The sequence below is a fragment of the Marinobacter sp. LV10R520-4 genome, from assembly GCF_002563815.1.
GTDB lineage: Bacteria > Pseudomonadota > Gammaproteobacteria > Pseudomonadales > Oleiphilaceae > Marinobacter.
In genome coordinates, this window is record NZ_PDJM01000001.1 from 71,063 (window position 1) to 86,801 (window position 15,739).

A 15,739-nucleotide genomic window follows, 5' to 3' on the forward strand; every position below is an offset into this window, starting at 1 on the left:
GCCACACTGAAAAGCCGAACCTAAACGCCGAACCTAAACGAAGAGCGCCCTCTTATGTACTACGCTATCATCAGTGAAGATATCCATAACAGCCTGGCACTTCGCCAAAGCGCCCGCCCGGCTCATCTGGAGCGTTTGCACACATTGGCCAATGAAGGCCGTTTATTGGTTGCTGGCCCACACCCGACCATAGACACCAATGACCCTGGCGATGCCGGCTTCAGTGGCAGCCTGGTAATAGCCGAGTTCGAATCCCTCGAACAAGCACAAAGCTGGGCAGACGCAGATCCCTACGTCAGCGCCGGAGTTTATAGGCAGGTGCAGGTGAAACCGTTCAAGCGGGTATTGCCCTAGTATTCGACAATAGGTACCTGATAAAAGTCGCCATGAGCGTTTGGTAATGAATACGCGCTTGATCGACAAAGCCAGTGTGCCAGAATTACATCCTTATCCATTTTTTGTTCAAACAGAAACTTTCAGGAACCCCGTCCAGTGACCCCTTTTCGTCTGCTTGTTGTCCTCGTTTTTGTGTTCTCGTCCATTGCCGCGGCCCAGGCCCGAACTGTGTGGGTAGACGACAAAATCTACCTGCCAGTGCGCTCTGGCGCAGGCAACCAGTTCCGTATCATTGAGAACGCCGTGCCCAGTGGCACCGCGATGGAGTTGCTGGAATCTGATCAGAATGGCCACAGCAAAGTACGCACGGCCAAAGGCACCGTGGGCTGGGTGGCCAGCCAGTATCTGAGCACAACACCGATTGCCGCAACACAGCTCGCGCAAGTGCGTAAGGAACTGGAAACCGCACAGGCGGAAGTACGCCAAATGCAGGACCTGTTGGCAAACATAACCGGTGAACGCGACAGTCTGCAAAATTCCGAAAGCAGCCTGGCTGACCGCTCGTCCGAACTTATGGCTGAACTCAAACGTATCAAAGATATTGCCTCCAACGCGATTAATCTTGAGCGCCGCAATGGCGAGTTGCTGGAAGAAAATCAAAAAATTCGTAATGAACTGGAAGTACTGACAGCAGAAAACGAGCGCATGGAAGCCGGTAAAGAATCAGACTTCATGCTGCTCGGCGCCGGCTTGGTGCTAGGCGGTGTGTTGTTGGCACTGCTGATACCGATGCTAAAACCCACCCGTAAAAACGACAACTGGGCCTGAATGCTATGAGGGATTATTCAGAAAAGCGTGATTTTCATCGAATGCAGGTGAACACGGATATTGAAATTATAGACAGCAACGGCAATACCTTTGCCGGCGTGTGCCGTGACCTGAGCGCTTCGGGCATGCAGATTCTGGTGGCTCAGCGAATGGCTGTAGGCTCTGAGCTGCGCACCACCCTGCACCCCACCAGCGATAAGTTTCCGCCATTGGAGACCCTGTGCGATGTGTTGCGCTGCGAGCCCGAGGGTGATGGTTTTTTGTTGGGTGTGAATATTGCTGAAGTGACTGACTAAAAGATAGGGGACAGACTTGAAGTCTGTCCCCGGTCCGAGAGAGCAAAGTAGGGGACAGATTTGAAATCTGTCCCCGGTCCGAGGTTCACACCAACGCTTTCTCCGACACAATAATGCCGTTGTTATCGGCGTACACAAAATGCCCCGGGTGGAAGGTAACCCCACCGAAGGTCACGGCAATGTTCAGGTCACCCACATCATGCTTTTCTGTTTTGCGCGGATGGGTTCCCAATGCCTGCACGCCAAGAGCGGTTTTGGCGATCACATCGGCGTCGCGAATACAGCCATAAATAATCAGCCCGGCCCAACCGTTACTGGCCGCTTTTTCCGCCAGCATATCCCCCAGCAGTGCGTTGCGTTTTGACCCACCACCGTCGACGACCATTACCCGGCCAAGGCCCGGCAAGCCTACCTGCTGTTTCACCACCGAGTTATCTTCAAAACACTTCACGGTCACAATCTCCCCGCCAAAGTTGTCAATGGCGCCAAAGTTGCGAAACCCCGGTTCAACAACCTGCACTTCTGGAAATTCGTCGCACAGGTCAGGGGTTATGACCGTTCTTACCGTCAGGCCGGCAGCATCAGACACGTTCTTCTCGGACACAGCGTAATCACTCCTTTTATCAGCACCGGGAAATAGGGGACGGATTTGAAATCCGTCCCCGGTCGGTGGTTTAGGTTCAGCTTGGGCAAATAGGGGACGGATTTGAAATCCGTCCCCGGTCGGTGCGTCCCCAGTCGGTGGTTTAGGTTCAACCGTATCGTGATAGAACCAGACACGCCGCCTGCATCGATTGCGGGCGCAATGAATGCGATGAAGGCGGCGTCTACTCATCAGTACGGCTTCTGATCTGCCAGAAAGAACCAGGTATCCAGCACCGAATCCGGGTTTAAAGACACGCTGTCGATGCCCTGCTCCATTAGCCACTTGGCCAGGTCCGGATGGTCAGACGGGCCCTGTCCACAAATACCAATGTACTTACCGGCCTTACGGCAGGCCTGAATGGCGCTCGACAAGAGCACTTTAACCGCGTCGTTACGCTCATCAAACAAGTGAGCAATAATGCCGGAATCCCGGTCCAGGCCCAAAGTCAGCTGGGTAAGGTCGTTAGACCCGATAGAAAAGCCGTCGAAGTGCTCCAGGAACTGATCCGCCAGCAGCGCGTTACTGGGCAGCTCGCACATCATGATCACCCGCAGGCCATTCTCGCCCCGCTTCAGACCGTTCTCCGCCAGCAACTCCATAACCTGAGCCGCTTCGCCTACGGTGCGTACAAACGGAATCATCACCTCTACGTTGGTGAAGCCCATTTCGTTGCGCACCCGCTTCATGGCACGGCATTCCAGCTCGAAACAGTCGCGGAAGGTTTCAGAGATGTAGCGCGATGCACCGCGGAACCCCAACATCGGGTTTTCTTCATCCGGCTCGTAAAGCGCGCCGCCAATCAGGTTGGCGTACTCGTTAGACTTAAAGTCTGACATGCGCACAATCACTTTCTTCGGTGCGAACGCCCCTGCCAGGGTCGAAATACCCTCCACCAGCTTGTCCACATAAAAATCCACCGGCGACGAATAACCGGAAATACGCTTGTCGACCGTCTGCTGGATATCACGGGGCAAAGTGTCGTAGTTCAACAGCGCTTTGGGGTGAACACCAATCATCCGGTTGATGATAAATTCCAGACGGGCCAGGCCAACGCCTTCGTTTGGCAGCGCCTGAAAGTCAAAGGCGCGGTCCGGGTTGCCCACGTTCATCATGATCTTGAACGGAATGTTGGGCATGGATTCTATGGTATTTTCGCGTAGTTCAAAGTCCAGCGCGCCCTCATAAATAAACCCGGTGTCGCCTTCAGCGCATGAAACCGTCACTTCCTGGCCGTTGTTCAGCAATTCGGTGGCATCGCCACAGCCAACCACCGCAGGAATACCCAGTTCACGGGCAATAATGGCCGCGTGGCAGGTACGGCCGCCACGATCGGTGACTATGGCGGAGGCGCGCTTCATCACCGGTTCCCAATCTGGGTCGGTCATGTCGGTAACCAATACATCGCCGTCTTGCACCTTGTCCATTTCATTGATGCTGGTGATAATTTTCACCGGGCCGGCACCAATCTTGTGGCCAATGCTGCGGCCTTCCACCAGCACCTTGCCGGTTTCTTTCAGCAGGTAGCGCTCCATCACGTTGGCAGAAGCGCGGCTTTTTACGGTTTCCGGGCGCGCCTGCACAATGTAAATACGGCCGTCGTCGCCGTCTTTGGCCCATTCGATGTCCATCGGGCGCTGGTAGTGATTTTCAATAATCATCGCCTGCTTGGCGAGTTCTTCCACTTCCGCATCGGTGATGCAGAAACGGCCACGTTCGGCGGCGTCGACCTTCACAGTTTCCACAAACTCACCCTCGGTCGGGTTTGTGTGGTAAATCATTTTGATGGCTTTGCTGCCCAGATTGCGGCGTAGCACCGCAGGGCGGCCAGCGGTCAGCGTGGACTTGTGCACGTAAAATTCGTCAGGGTTCACTGCGCCCTGTACCACGGTTTCGCCCAGCCCGTAAGAGCCGGTGATAAACACCACACCGCGGAAACCGGATTCGGTGTCCAGAGTAAACATAACGCCGCTTGCGGCGGTCTCACTGCGCACCATCTTCTGGATGCCTGCCGACAGGGCAACCAGTTTGTGGTCGAAGCCATGGTGAACACGGTACGAAATCGCGCGATCGTTAAACAAAGAAGCAAACACTTCTTTCACCGACGTGCGAATCTTGTCCAGACCAACTACGTTCAGGAAAGTTTCCTGCTGGCCCGCAAAAGAGGCGTCTGGCAGGTCTTCCGCGGTGGCGGAGGAGCGCACCGCAACTGCCATTTTAGGGTTGCCGTTCTGAAGCTGGGTATAGGCTTCAGCCAAGGCGTTGTCAAGCACTGCGGGGAAAGGCGTAGCAATCACCCATTGGCGGATCTTCGCGCCAACGCGAGCCAGTTCGTTAACGTCGTTAACGTCCAGCACGTCCAGGGTTTCATCAATTTTGTCTTTCAGGCCATCGGTCGCCAGAAACTCTCGGTAAGCGTGAGAGGTCGTCGCGAACCCGCCGGGCACAGTCACGCCCGCATTGGCGAGATTACTGATCATTTCACCGAGGGAAGCGTTCTTACCGCCTACCCGGTCCACATCAGACATTCCCAGGTGTTCAAACCAAATGATGTAATCTTGCAAAATGCATCTCCCTTGAGTCGGTTTCGCGGAGTGTCGAATGTGGGGTGTCGGATTTGGAGTGTATAATACTGGAAATTGTGGCAATTACATAGGGAACCGCTCCAACATGAAACGCACCGCATTCTTTCTGTCAGACGGAACAGGCCTGACGGCCGAAGGGCTAGGACACGCGCTGCTGGCTCAGTTCGAAAAAATCGACTTTGAACGCATCACCGTTCCTTACATAGATGATGAGAACAAAGCCCACGAAATTGTGGAGCGCATCAATCTGGCTTCTGAACACGACGATGCCCGCCCGCTGGTATTCGACACCATTGTGAACAACGATATCCGCACAATTGTGTCTACCGCAAACGGCTTTATGGTGGATATATTCGGAACGTTTTTAAACCCGCTGGAACAGGAACTGCAGTCTGCATCGTCCTACACCGTGGGCAAATCACACTCCATTGTAAACGGCGACAATTACGAGCGCCGCATTCACGCAGTGAACTTTGCGCTGGATAACGACGACGGAGCACGCATTCGACATTACGACGAAGCCGACCTGATTCTGGTGGGCGCATCCCGCAGCGGCAAAACACCCACGTGCCTGTACCTGGCCCTGCAATACGGTGTGAAGGCCGCCAATTACCCTATCACCGAAGAAGACCTGACAGACCAGCAGTTACCAAAAGCACTGCGACCCCACAAACAAAAAGTGTTCGGCCTGACCATCGAGCCGGAACGGCTGGCCACCATTCGCAACGAACGCAAGCCAAACTCCCGCTATGCGTCCATTAGCCAATGCATGCATGAAATTGAGGAAATAGAGCTGATATACCGTCGCGAGCGCGTGCCGTTTTTAAACACCACGGCTTACTCGGTGGAAGAAATTTCGACCCGTATTATGGTAGCAACCGGGCTCAAACGAAATCGCTGAGCCCGGGTTGCTTGTTTGCTAAAGCCCGCCTTAAAGCTCCTGAATACCCAGGCCCAACTGCTCCACCAGCGCGCGATTGTCGGCGCTGGTGACCACCGCAGTGCTGGCTTTTTCTGGCGCCAGCCAATCTCCAGCCACCCGTTTCAGGTCGTCAATCGTTGTAGCTAGAACCCGCTCGCGGAAACGCCCACGCTGCTCGGCGCTGCGGCCAAACAACGCACTGTGAAACGCATGGCGCGCTGCGCCGGCCGGTGAATGGGGTTTGTCCAACTGGCCGATCACGCCCAGAATAGACTCTTCCAAATCTTGATAGCTGTGATCAGCTTCCACCAACCACTCCAGAGCCTTGTCAAAATCCGCCAGGGTATCGGCCAGGCGCGGGTCGCGGTAAGAGAAGAACTTGAACGTGCCGTTCACGCTGTCCTGCGCTGCACCGCCGCCGTAAGCGCCGCCTTTCTCGCGGATGGCACGGTGCAAATAACCGTTACGCAAGAATCCGCCCAGCACCGTCAACGCGGCCGCATCCGGGTGATCAACCGCCACCGTGGGATAGGCCTTGGCGCAGAAGTTCACCTGGGTTGAAGTCAGCCAGGCTTCATGGGTGGTGTAGTTCACCGGCTCCATGCGCCACGCGCTGTCTGGCGCAGATTCCGCGTTTTGCCACAGGCCTTTCACATCGTCCAGCATCGGCTGCAGTTGCTCGTCTTCACCAATCAGCAGGAACTGGCGGCTTTGCTTGCCAACCTTCTGATGCAGATCCGTCAGCTTCTGGCAGAACGCTTTCAGCTCAGCCGGCTCTTTCAGGGATTTATCCAATGATTTGGTGCGGCGAATGGCTTCCAGCCCGCCCAGGCGGAAACTCAGCCAGGCGCCCGGGCTCATGCCCTGGGCCGCGGCGCTCATGGCCAAGGCATGGCCACTGCCGGTAACGGCTTGTTCACGGCGGGCGCGAATCTGGGCAATAATTTCCGCAATGCGGCCGGTTTCATCAAAACGGGCGTTGCTGTAAACGTCTTTCAGCAAACGCGCCAGAGCGTCACTGTTGCGCGCCAGAGCCTTGCCGCTGAACACCAGGTAACCGGACATATCCTGCACGTTGTCAATCTTGCCCTTGCTGACAAAGCTGGCCGAAATGCCACCGGTTTCAGCAGAAATGCGGTCCTGCATCTGCAGGTAATCCAGCTCACCACAGCCCACTTCTGAAATCAGCGCGGTGTAATAAGGCATCAGCGCCAGCTCTTCTTCATTCAACGACGGCAGTGGCAATACCACCTGTTGATAAACCAATCCGTTGGTACCGCGGGCATAGACCGTGGCCGACAGGTCGCCATCAAAACGGCCTTCGGGCTCTGGCATCTGCAGGGGCACATCGGTCAAATCCACCTTCGGCAGAATTGAGTCGTCGTCTTTGCGGGTTTGGCGGTCCTCCAGGGCCTGGGCGCGCTCAACGATCTGTGCTGTTTCTTCGTCGCTCAGCTTGGCCTTGCGCTGCGCCAGGGCCGCACGGATAGACTCGGTACGCAGGCCTTCCAGCTTGTCGTCCGGGCGCAGGGTCAAGGTTACCCGGTGCGGGTTGTCCAGCAACTTGCGACGAATCAGGTTCGGCACAAACTGTGGGTCCTGAATTTTTTCCCGCAGACGAGCCAGAACCGGCTCCAGATCCAGCAGATCCACCGGGTCACCGCCGTGCACCATTGGCGAAATGGCGGACATAATCAGCTGCAAACCGTAAGGGAAGCCGTCACCGGAAATTTCGCGCTGGTGCAATTCCAACTGATGCAAAATCGCTTCCAGCCGTTCACTGCTAACGCCGTCTTCAACAACCTTCTTCAAGGTTTCTTCAATCAGCTGCTCAAGCGCTTGCTGCTGCGCAGGCTCGCTGCCTTCTATACCGCACACGAACGTCATTTCACGGTTGGAATCTTCCAGCCCGCACAAAGGCGAAGGCGCCTGGCCCAGCTCGGTGGTTTCCAAAGCGCGCATCAGCGGTGACGCGCTGTTATCCAGTAGCACCGAAGACAACAACTGGCCTTCCAGGTTTTCTTCCAAGTCAAAACTGTGGCCTAACAGCCAACCCACAACAATGTGGGTTTTGGCTTCCGTTGGTTCGCCTTCGTTAACGGCGTAAGCCTGCTCTACCCGCAGCGGCGCAAACATTCGTTTTTCATCATAAACCGGCAGTTTTACATCCAGCTTGTCAAAACGCTTGAGCACCAGCTTTTCGAAGCGCTCCTGGTGTTCAACGGCCGGAATATTGCCGTAGGTCGCAAAAATCGCGTTGCTGGGGTGATAATGATGCTTGTAGAACGCCAACAGGTCGTCATAGGACAAATCGGTAATGTGATCCGGCTCGCCACCGCTGTTGTAATGGTAAGTGGTCGTAGGAAACAGATGGCTGGACAGGTTCTGCCATAGCTGAGACGTGGCCGAACTCATAGCGCCCTTCATCTCGTTGTACACCACGCCGCGGTATACCAAATCGCTGGTCGGATCTTCCGGCTTGTCGAACTCCAGGCGATGGCCTTCCTGGGCAAAATCCAGTTTGTCCAGCTTGGAGAAAAACACCGAATCCAGATACACGTCCAGCAGGTTGTCAAAATCTTTGCGGTTCATGCTGGCGAACGGATAGGCGGTCCAGTCGCTGCTGGTGAACGCGTTCATAAAGGTATTCAGCGAACGGCGAATCATCATAAAGAACGGATCGCGTACCGGATAACGCTCGCTACCGCACAGTGCGGTATGCTCCAGAATGTGAGCCACGCCGGATGAATCCATCGGAAACGTACGCAAGGCCACAAAGAACACGTTTTCGTCGTTGTCTGCAGCCAGGTGCAAGTGGCGCGCACCCGTCTTTATATGGCGATATTCTTCAACATCCAGATTCAGGGTGCCGATGTGGTGGGAACGAATTTTTTCAAACGCCGGATGCATTGCGTTGTCAGATGTTGCAGCCATTCAAACTGTCCTGTTGTTAATTCGAGAGATAACTCGAGGGATGACTCGAGAGATGATTCAATAACGGGTTGCGCGGTAAAATCGTTACGCCCTGACACTGCGGCAAGGTGATGCGTTATAAACAGATACGATGCGGAAAGCGCAAAGGTACAGCGTAACACGGGTTATCCGTTATCATGCAGCACACCCGGTGCAACAAGGTAATTGCTATCACTATGAGCACAATAGAAAATACCCCCGGCAACCTCGCAAATTCAAAAGCGCCAACCCCGTCCCCGACACTGAGCACCAGCCAGGCGCCTGGCGACCCGGTTCCGGCACGTGAAGTCGCCGCTTACTGGGATGAACGCAGGCGCTACCTCAAAAGCATCCGCAAAACGCCGGCTGTGCGCAATCACTACTGGCGAGCCATGACGGTTTATCTGTTGCGGCGGGTATTGTGGTCATTCGGATTTTTTCCGGTGTTTTTCGCCTTCTGGATTCCGCTGGTGCTGGCCCAATTTAATCCGGTTGTGCTGGCCAATGATATGATTGCGCTACTGCAGGACTTCACCGGCAGCAATCCGGAACTTCAGGCCAACACCCTCAGTACCTTGGTGATTGCCTGGGGGTCTATTGGCGGCTTCTTTTTGATCTTTGATTTTGTACTGTCGCCGTTCCGCTCGCCCTATGAATACGAAGCCGACGTTTACATGCGCGCCTGGGAGCATCAATACAGCACAACCGACGCGTCACTCAGCACGTCGCCCACCACATCACCAAGCACACTTTCCAGTAGCACGGCATCTAGTAGCATATTATCTAAAACACCCTCCAACCCTGCGGAAGCTTCATGAATCACCTGTTTGTAGACAACCTCACCGTCATCGACTTCGCCTACCTGGACGCAACCCGCGGCTTAGTGGGTGAAAGCTGGATTGCCGACATTGTTCTGGGCGGCGAGCTGGATGAACAGGGCATGGTGTTCGATTTTTCACACGTAAAACGGGTGATCAAACAAGTGATCGACGCCCAGGTAGACCACCGCCTGGTAGTACCAAAAGGCCACCCGGGGTTGTTGCGAAACGACCAAACACCCCAGCACTTTATATGGCCGCTTACCAACGGCGAACAGATCGCCCACACCGGCCCGGGTGAAGCCGTGCTTTGGCTGGCTGGTGACACCGTCACCAAAGCGGCTGTTGCCACCCTGCTGGAACACGAACTGAAAGCCGTACTGCCCAACAACGTAATATCCGTAGACGTACACCTGCGTGAAGAAGTGCTTGAAGGACCTTACTACCATTATGTGCACGGCCTTAAGAAACACCTGGGCAACTGCCAGCGCATCGCCCACGGCCACCGCTCGCCCATCTGCATCCACCGCAACGAACAGCGCGACACCGGCCTGGAAGCCCTCTGGGCAAAACTCTGGAAAGACATCTACGTAGGCACCGAAGAAGACATCAGCCGCCGCTTTGTCGACGACAATGGCGCCGAATACATCCACTTCGAATACGAAGCCAACCAGGGCGAATTTGCCCTAACCCTACCCGCCAGCCGCGTGTACATGATGGACACAGACACCACCGTAGAGTTAATCGCAGCGCACATTGCGGATCAGCTGAAGCAGGAGTTTCCTGAAGATTCGATTCGGGTGAAGGCGTATGAGGGTGTGGGAAAAGGGGCTATGGCGTCGCGATGAGCCAGACAGGAACAGCCAGACGGGGACAGATTTCAAATCTGTCCCCAAGCTTGACCGACAAAGCCAAACGGGGACGGATTTGAAATCTGTCCCCTTGACCCAATATTACAGACACAAAAAAACCACCCGAAGGTGGTTTTTTTGATGGCTTGACGGTGGACTAAACCTGCAAGCCGTATTGGCGTCCCCTAGGGGGTTCGAACCCCTGTTGCCGCCGTGAAAGGGCGGAGTCCTAGGCCGCTAGACGAAGGGGACTAGAAAAAATTGGTGGAGCCAGACGGGATCGAACCGTCGACCTCAACACTGCCAGTGTTGCGCTCTCCCAGCTGAGCTATGGCCCCCAATCGATGCGTATAGTAAGGATCGACCCCTGGGCCGTCAACCCTTTTCTGCCACTTTCTCCAAGTTCGCCGAAAACTACCTGCATCCCTGCCTTTAGCGCTTAACGATTGAACAGATTGATTATTCAGCCGTCAACGCGGCGTATTCTTTCTCTACCTTTTTGGTTTCCTTCTTGGAAAACCCACCCAAAATTTCCAACCCATGGCGCAAACGCGCACGGGTCATGTCTGGCCCCAACTGTTCCATAGAGTCCATCACCGACCAGGAATTGGGCGTACCGGCAATCGCCACGAACACAGCGAACATGAAATCGCCCATCTTCAGGTCCATCGCCTTGGCCAGGAACTTCACATCGGCAAATATGTTGTCTTTACTCCAGTGGCGCTGAGCCTCCAGGTGCCACAATGTGAACTGCAGTACCCGCTTCACCTGCCCTTCTTCCAATTTGTTGTGGGCGAAGCTCTCTGGCGTCAACGGCAACATGCCGCTGAACATGAACTGGGCAATGGGCGCCACATCCGAGAACACGTCGGCACGGCCCTTCACAAACGGCACCAGCGCCGCCAAATCGTTCTGATTGAACCACCACTGACTCATACGCTGCATAAACTGCTCGTCGCTGAGCTCTTCCCGTAGCCACAGGCCATTCAGCCAGCGCAGTTTCTCAACATCAAACACCGGGCCACCCAGGGACACTCGCTGAATATCAAAATGGCTGATCATCTCATCCAGGGTGAACTTCTCGCGCTCATCCGGCATCGACCAGCCCATGCGGCCCAGGTAATTGGTCACCGCTTCCGGCAAAAAGCCCATGCGTTCATAGAAGTTGATGCTGGTTGGGTTCTTACGTTTCGAGAGCTTGCTCTTGTCGGGGTTACGCAGCAGCGGCAGGTGACACAGTACCGGCATGTCCCAACCAAAGTACTCATACAACAGCTTGTGCTTGGGCGCCGAGTTAATCCACTCCTCACCGCGCAGCACGTGGGTAATTTCCATCAGGTGGTCGTCCACCACGTTCGCCAAGTGGTACGTGGGCATGCCATCAGACTTTAGCAGAATCTGGCAGTCCACCTGGGCCCAGTCGATCTCGATGGTGCCGCGCAGCATGTCGGAAATTTCACACACGCCTTCGCCAGGCACCTTCATGCGGATCACATAGGGGTCGCCCGCTTCCCGGCGACGATGCACCTCTTCCGGTGACAACTCTAGATTGCCCTTAATGCCCGGATTCAGGCCCGCAGCCTTGCGCTCTTCACGAATCACATCCAGCTCTTCCGGCGTACGAAAGCAATAGAACGCGTGACCGGCGGTGACCAAGTCTTCCGCGTACTGGGCGTAGGAGTCTTTGCGTTCCGATTGGCGGTAAGGGCCGTGGGGGCCGCCCACATCGGGGCCTTCATCCCAGTTCAAACCAAGCCAGCGCAGCGCGGTCAGAATTTCCTGTTCGGATTCCGGTGTGCTGCGGGCTTGGTCGGTGTCTTCAATGCGCAGAATAAACTGGCCACCGTGCTGGCGCGCAAAACACAGGTTGAACAAAGCCACGTATGCGGTGCCAACGTGCGGATCGCCGGTGGGTGACGGAGCAATTCGAGTACGTACTACAGTCATGGGTATTTCCTGAAATAAATTCCCGAGAATAGCGTGGCAGTAAGAGCCTTACGGGAATAAAAAGTGGCCATTAATCATTAGTTGTTTCCCATTATAACGGCCAAACCGGCAAACCGCATTGTCACCAACGTTTTCGCTTCAGCATGCATTTGCATCGCAACCCGTTGATGAAATATTATAACATTTCTAAAGCAAGCAACGGCTCATCCGCCGCCCACTCTAATAAACCTGAATGGAACACCAAACTATGAGCACCCAACTGCGCCTGCCCCGTGCTGCTTTTATAACCGGCCTGCTAACACTCGCCGCTGCCCTGCCCGCAGTCGCCGAAACAAATATAGTCACGTCCATCAAACCGCTGGAACTGCTGGTACGCGCCGTGGCCACCGATGACGTCACCGTTACCAGCCTCGTCGCCCCGGGCGGCAGCCCGCACAATTACACCCTGCGCCCGTCCCAACGCCGCGCCCTGGAGCAGGCCGATGCCATCTTCTGGGTAGGGCCGGATATGGAAAGCTTTCTTATCCGCCTGCTGGCCAATGACGAATTCAGCGGCAGAACCCATCAGCTGTCGGGCCAGACGGACAACCACAACGAAGAAGCTCCTCACGCCAACGATAACCAAAGCCGTGAGCATACCGACCATCACGAACACCAAGCTGACGAAGAAAAACACAATGGTCACAGTGACGAGGACGAACACGACAATCACAGCGACAAAGAAGACCACGGCGACCACAGCGACCACAGCGACCACAGCGACCACAGCGACCACAGCGACGAGCATGCTCGGACTGATGATGAACACAACCACGACCACGGCACGGGTGACGACCCACACATTTGGGTAGACCCACAACGCGCCCTCGAGATGGCCCGCGCCATCGCACAAACACTGTCAAAACTGGACAGCACCAACGCCCAGGCCATCCAACAAAACCTGCAAGCGTTTGAACAACGCGTGAATGCCCGCGAAGCCAGCATCCGCGAGCAACTCGAACCGCTGCAAAACCGGAAACTGTTCTCCTACCACAGCGCCTTCACCCGCTTCGCCGAACACTACGGCCTGCAACTGCAAGGCGTACTCACACTGAACCCGGCACTCAGCCCCGGCGCCAAACACATCGCCGAAGTACAAAACCAGCTAAAACAAGCCGGCAGCGCCTGCCTGCTCACCGAACCCCAGTTCAACACTCAATGGTGGAAAAGCATTACAGAGGGCTTAGACATCACCTTCAGCACCTGGGACCCACTGGCCACAGACATACCCGCGACATCCGAAGGCTATGAGCAGTTCCAGCAAAGCATCGCCGATGCCGTGCTGAACTGCCGCTAGGGAGGGGGCCAGGGGACGGATTTCAAATCCGTCCCCGCTTTGGCAGTCCGTCCCCGCTTTGGCATTAAGCTCGTCCTTCGGGACAGATTTGAAATCTGTCCCGGCATTACGCTTTATGAGAAACTGCTCCCCCAAAAAGGAGCCTCAGCCATGTCCGACCACAGCCCATCACCCAATCACCACCCCGCCACCCGCATCATTCACAACCGGCGCCATCGGGACCAGCAAGGCAGCCCTTACTCGCCGATTTACAACACCACCACCTACCGTTTCGACACCACCGCCGAACAGCTGGCCGTGGTAAAAGGTGAAAACGACGGCAACCTGTACACCCGCTGGGGCACCAACCCCACCATTAAAGAGCTGGAACAGGGGCTGGCGCAGCTGGAATCAGCACAGGCAGGTTTAGCGTTTGCCTCCGGCATGGCGGCCATCTCCGCCACCCTGTTTGCCCATGGCCGCAACGGCATAGTGTGCGCAGGCGATCTGTACGGCGGCACCCAGGAACTGCTGGTGAATCATTTTGAGCCCTTGGGCATTCCCGTCATCTTCCTTCTAAACCAACAGCTGGATGAGCTGGAACAGCATCTGACCGAACCCGACATGTTGGTGTACTGCGAAACCCCAGCCAACCCAACCATGGCCATACTAGACATTGCCGACTTGGCCCGCCGTACTCACGCCAAGGGCGCCTTATTGGCCGTTGATAACACCTTCGCCAGCCCCATCAACCAGCGCCCGCTGGAACTGGGCGCCGATCTGGTCATGCACAGCGCCACAAAGTACCTGGCCGGCCACAGCGACTTAACCGCCGGCGCCTTTATGTCCAGCGCAGAACTCGCCAAACCCGTCGCCGCCTGGCGTAAAAGCTTGGGCCAGATACTGGCACCGGAAATGGCCGCACTGCTATCGCGCAGCCTGCGAACCCTGCACGTACGAGTCCGCCAGCACAACGAAAACGCCATGGCCGTGGCCATCGCCATGGAAAAGCACCCGAAAGTCAGCCGCGTACTCTACCCCGGCCTGCCAGATTTCCCCGGCCACCAACTCGCCAAACAGCAAATGCACGGCTTCGGCGGCATGCTTAGTATTGATATCGTAGGCGGCGGAAAAGCCGCAGAATGTGTCGAAGACCACCTGCAAGTCTTCCTGCTAGCCACCAGCCTGGGCGGCGTAGAAAGCCTCGTCAGCCAGCCAATTGCCACCAGCCACTACCGCCTGACACCCGAAGACCGGGCACAAAGGGGCATCACTGATGGCTTACTGCGATTGTCCGTGGGGCTTGAAGATGCGGGGGATTTGATTGCAGATTTAGAGCAGGCGCTGGACAGCTTGGCGGAGTGACCCTGTTCTCAGGGACGGAGCATCGGGGATAGAGCACCGGGGACGGATTTTAAATCCGTCCCCTCTAGATTTTCTTGGGGACAGATTTCAAACCTGTCCCCGGTATCGCTAACAATACGCGAATAAGGAGTAAATCAATGGAACAGCGCGTTATTGAGGGCGACGCCAGATGCCAGACACGCTAGTACTTCATTCGGAAAACTTCGGCTTGCTCTCCAATCTTGCGCATGACATTGCTGACGGTGGCTTGCTCATGGGCATCAGGGCTAAGAAGTGTGATGAGTAGGTAACACTCCCTGTGGATGGCGCCTTGACAATAAACCAGGTGCCGATCACTCGTGCGATTAAATTGCATTAGCCGAACCGGCCAGGCGCCGAATTCTGATAGGTGAACGTGACGAACATCCTCCTGCAGAATTAGCGATGGAGTATGCGGGTGATCATAGGCGACATCCCGCCCAAAATAATCCGGGCAAAAACCACTTTCCTTGTACTTCCGAAAGTCGTTGATGAGATCGTTTAAATCCTCTTCTTTAAACAGTTTTTGGATAGTGACTGACCTGAAAACACGTATCACTCAGAGAAGCCCTCCATGTCCTCTCGGGTCGTTTCCAGCATTAAGTCAGCTCCCTTTTTACAGAGGTCAGCAAGCTCAGAGCCTCGCGGACGAAAACGTCCCACAAACGTACGCGATTCTTCTTGATCCCCAATCAACTGAACCATCTTCTCAAACAGCTCTGCACCAATCATGTAGCCTGCTGGCTTGTTGTGGTTCAAAACCGCAATAGGCTCGTTTTGGAAATACTGCGCCGGATTATTACGCAATGCAGAAATGCTGACCGACTTTTCCGCCAAAATAGAGTTCGTTGTCATAACCCACT

General features: G+C 55.3%; 14 protein-coding genes and 2 tRNA genes. 8 read left to right on the forward strand and 8 right to left on the reverse strand.

Going from position 1 to position 15,739, the window contains the following annotated elements; translation table 11 throughout:
* The first annotated feature begins 54 nt into the window (after nt 1-54).
* From ATG98_RS00315 to ATG98_RS00325, 3 genes are all read left to right on the forward strand, one after another.
* Complete coding sequence (locus tag ATG98_RS00315; protein WP_098418973.1) at nt 55-354, forward strand: YciI family protein; 300 nt, start codon at nt 55-57, stop codon at nt 352-354.
* Between the two features lie 138 nt (nt 355-492).
* Nucleotides 493-1,164, forward strand: a complete 672-nt coding sequence (locus ATG98_RS00320) for a TIGR04211 family SH3 domain-containing protein (RefSeq protein WP_098418974.1) — start codon at nt 493-495, stop codon at nt 1,162-1,164.
* A 5-nt stretch (nt 1,165-1,169) separates the two neighbouring features.
* A complete protein-coding gene (locus ATG98_RS00325; RefSeq protein WP_098418975.1) occupies nt 1,170-1,460 on the forward strand; it encodes a PilZ domain-containing protein in 291 nt (96 codons plus the stop codon).
* An 85-nt stretch (nt 1,461-1,545) separates the two neighbouring features.
* Here ATG98_RS00325 and rraA read toward each other — a convergent pair whose 3' ends face one another.
* Both rraA and ppsA read right to left on the reverse strand, forming a co-directional pair.
* The gene (gene rraA / locus ATG98_RS00330) at nt 1,546-2,064 is read right to left on the reverse strand and encodes a ribonuclease E activity regulator RraA (protein WP_098418976.1); all 519 of its coding nucleotides are present in this window, start codon (nt 2,062-2,064) and stop codon (nt 1,546-1,548) included.
* Nucleotides 2,065-2,294: 230 nt separating this feature from the next.
* Nucleotides 2,295-4,667, reverse strand: coding sequence for a phosphoenolpyruvate synthase (gene ppsA / locus ATG98_RS00335; RefSeq protein ID WP_098418977.1), 2,373 nt, complete (start codon nt 4,665-4,667; stop codon nt 2,295-2,297).
* Between the two features lie 106 nt (nt 4,668-4,773).
* Here ppsA and ATG98_RS00340 point away from each other — a divergent pair, with 106 nt between their 5' ends.
* Nucleotides 4,774-5,589: a pyruvate, water dikinase regulatory protein gene (locus tag ATG98_RS00340; protein ID WP_098418978.1), complete on the forward strand. Its 816-nt coding sequence runs from the start codon at nt 4,774-4,776 to the stop codon at nt 5,587-5,589.
* A 30-nt stretch (nt 5,590-5,619) separates the two neighbouring features.
* Here the strand turns inward: ATG98_RS00340 and ATG98_RS00345 are convergent, their stop codons facing one another.
* Nucleotides 5,620-8,544 (reverse strand): insulinase family protein, encoded by a 2,925-nt coding sequence (locus ATG98_RS00345; RefSeq protein WP_098421874.1) that lies wholly within the window; start codon nt 8,542-8,544, stop codon nt 5,620-5,622.
* A gap of 215 nt (nt 8,545-8,759) precedes the next feature.
* Between ATG98_RS00345 and ATG98_RS00350 the strand changes: the two genes are divergently transcribed.
* Together ATG98_RS00350 and ATG98_RS00355 are read left to right on the forward strand one after the other, a co-directional pair.
* Nucleotides 8,760-9,380 carry a hypothetical protein gene (locus ATG98_RS00350; protein ID WP_228705977.1) on the forward strand — a complete coding sequence of 207 codons (621 nt, stop codon included), beginning with the start codon at nt 8,760-8,762 and terminating at the stop codon, nt 9,378-9,380.
* Complete coding sequence (locus tag ATG98_RS00355; RefSeq protein ID WP_098421875.1) at nt 9,377-10,228, forward strand: 6-carboxytetrahydropterin synthase; 852 nt, start codon at nt 9,377-9,379, stop codon at nt 10,226-10,228. Before ATG98_RS00350 ends, ATG98_RS00355 begins: the two co-directional genes overlap by 4 nt.
* Before the next feature lie 179 nt (nt 10,229-10,407).
* On the opposite strand, the gene ATG98_RS00360 is transcribed toward ATG98_RS00355, so the two are convergent.
* From ATG98_RS00360 to gltX, 3 genes are all read right to left on the reverse strand, one after another.
* Nucleotides 10,408-10,483, reverse strand: a tRNA-Glu gene (locus ATG98_RS00360).
* A 10-nt stretch (nt 10,484-10,493) separates the two neighbouring features.
* Nucleotides 10,494-10,569: transfer RNA gene (locus ATG98_RS00365), tRNA-Ala, on the reverse strand.
* A 121-nt stretch (nt 10,570-10,690) separates the two neighbouring features.
* Complete coding sequence (gltX, locus tag ATG98_RS00370) at nt 10,691-12,178, reverse strand: glutamate--tRNA ligase (protein WP_098421876.1); 1,488 nt, start codon at nt 12,176-12,178, stop codon at nt 10,691-10,693.
* 247 nt (nt 12,179-12,425) lie between these two features.
* Here gltX and ATG98_RS00375 point away from each other — a divergent pair, with 247 nt between their 5' ends.
* Together ATG98_RS00375 and ATG98_RS00380 are read left to right on the forward strand one after the other, a co-directional pair.
* Nucleotides 12,426-13,514, forward strand: a complete 1,089-nt coding sequence (locus ATG98_RS00375) for a zinc ABC transporter substrate-binding protein (RefSeq protein ID WP_098421877.1) — start codon at nt 12,426-12,428, stop codon at nt 13,512-13,514.
* Nucleotides 13,515-13,664: 150 nt separating this feature from the next.
* Nucleotides 13,665-14,858, forward strand: coding sequence for a trans-sulfuration enzyme family protein (locus ATG98_RS00380; protein WP_098421878.1), 1,194 nt, complete (start codon nt 13,665-13,667; stop codon nt 14,856-14,858).
* Between the two features lie 181 nt (nt 14,859-15,039).
* Here ATG98_RS00380 and ATG98_RS00385 read toward each other — a convergent pair whose 3' ends face one another.
* Both ATG98_RS00385 and yafN read right to left on the reverse strand, forming a co-directional pair.
* Nucleotides 15,040-15,435: a type II toxin-antitoxin system YafO family toxin gene (locus ATG98_RS00385; protein WP_098421879.1), complete on the reverse strand. Its 396-nt coding sequence runs from the start codon at nt 15,433-15,435 to the stop codon at nt 15,040-15,042.
* Nucleotides 15,432-15,731 (reverse strand): type I toxin-antitoxin system antitoxin YafN, encoded by a 300-nt coding sequence (gene yafN / locus ATG98_RS00390; RefSeq protein WP_098418990.1) that lies wholly within the window; start codon nt 15,729-15,731, stop codon nt 15,432-15,434. The genes ATG98_RS00385 and yafN overlap by 4 nt, the downstream gene beginning before the upstream one ends.
* Nucleotides 15,732-15,739: the final 8 nt, after the last annotated feature.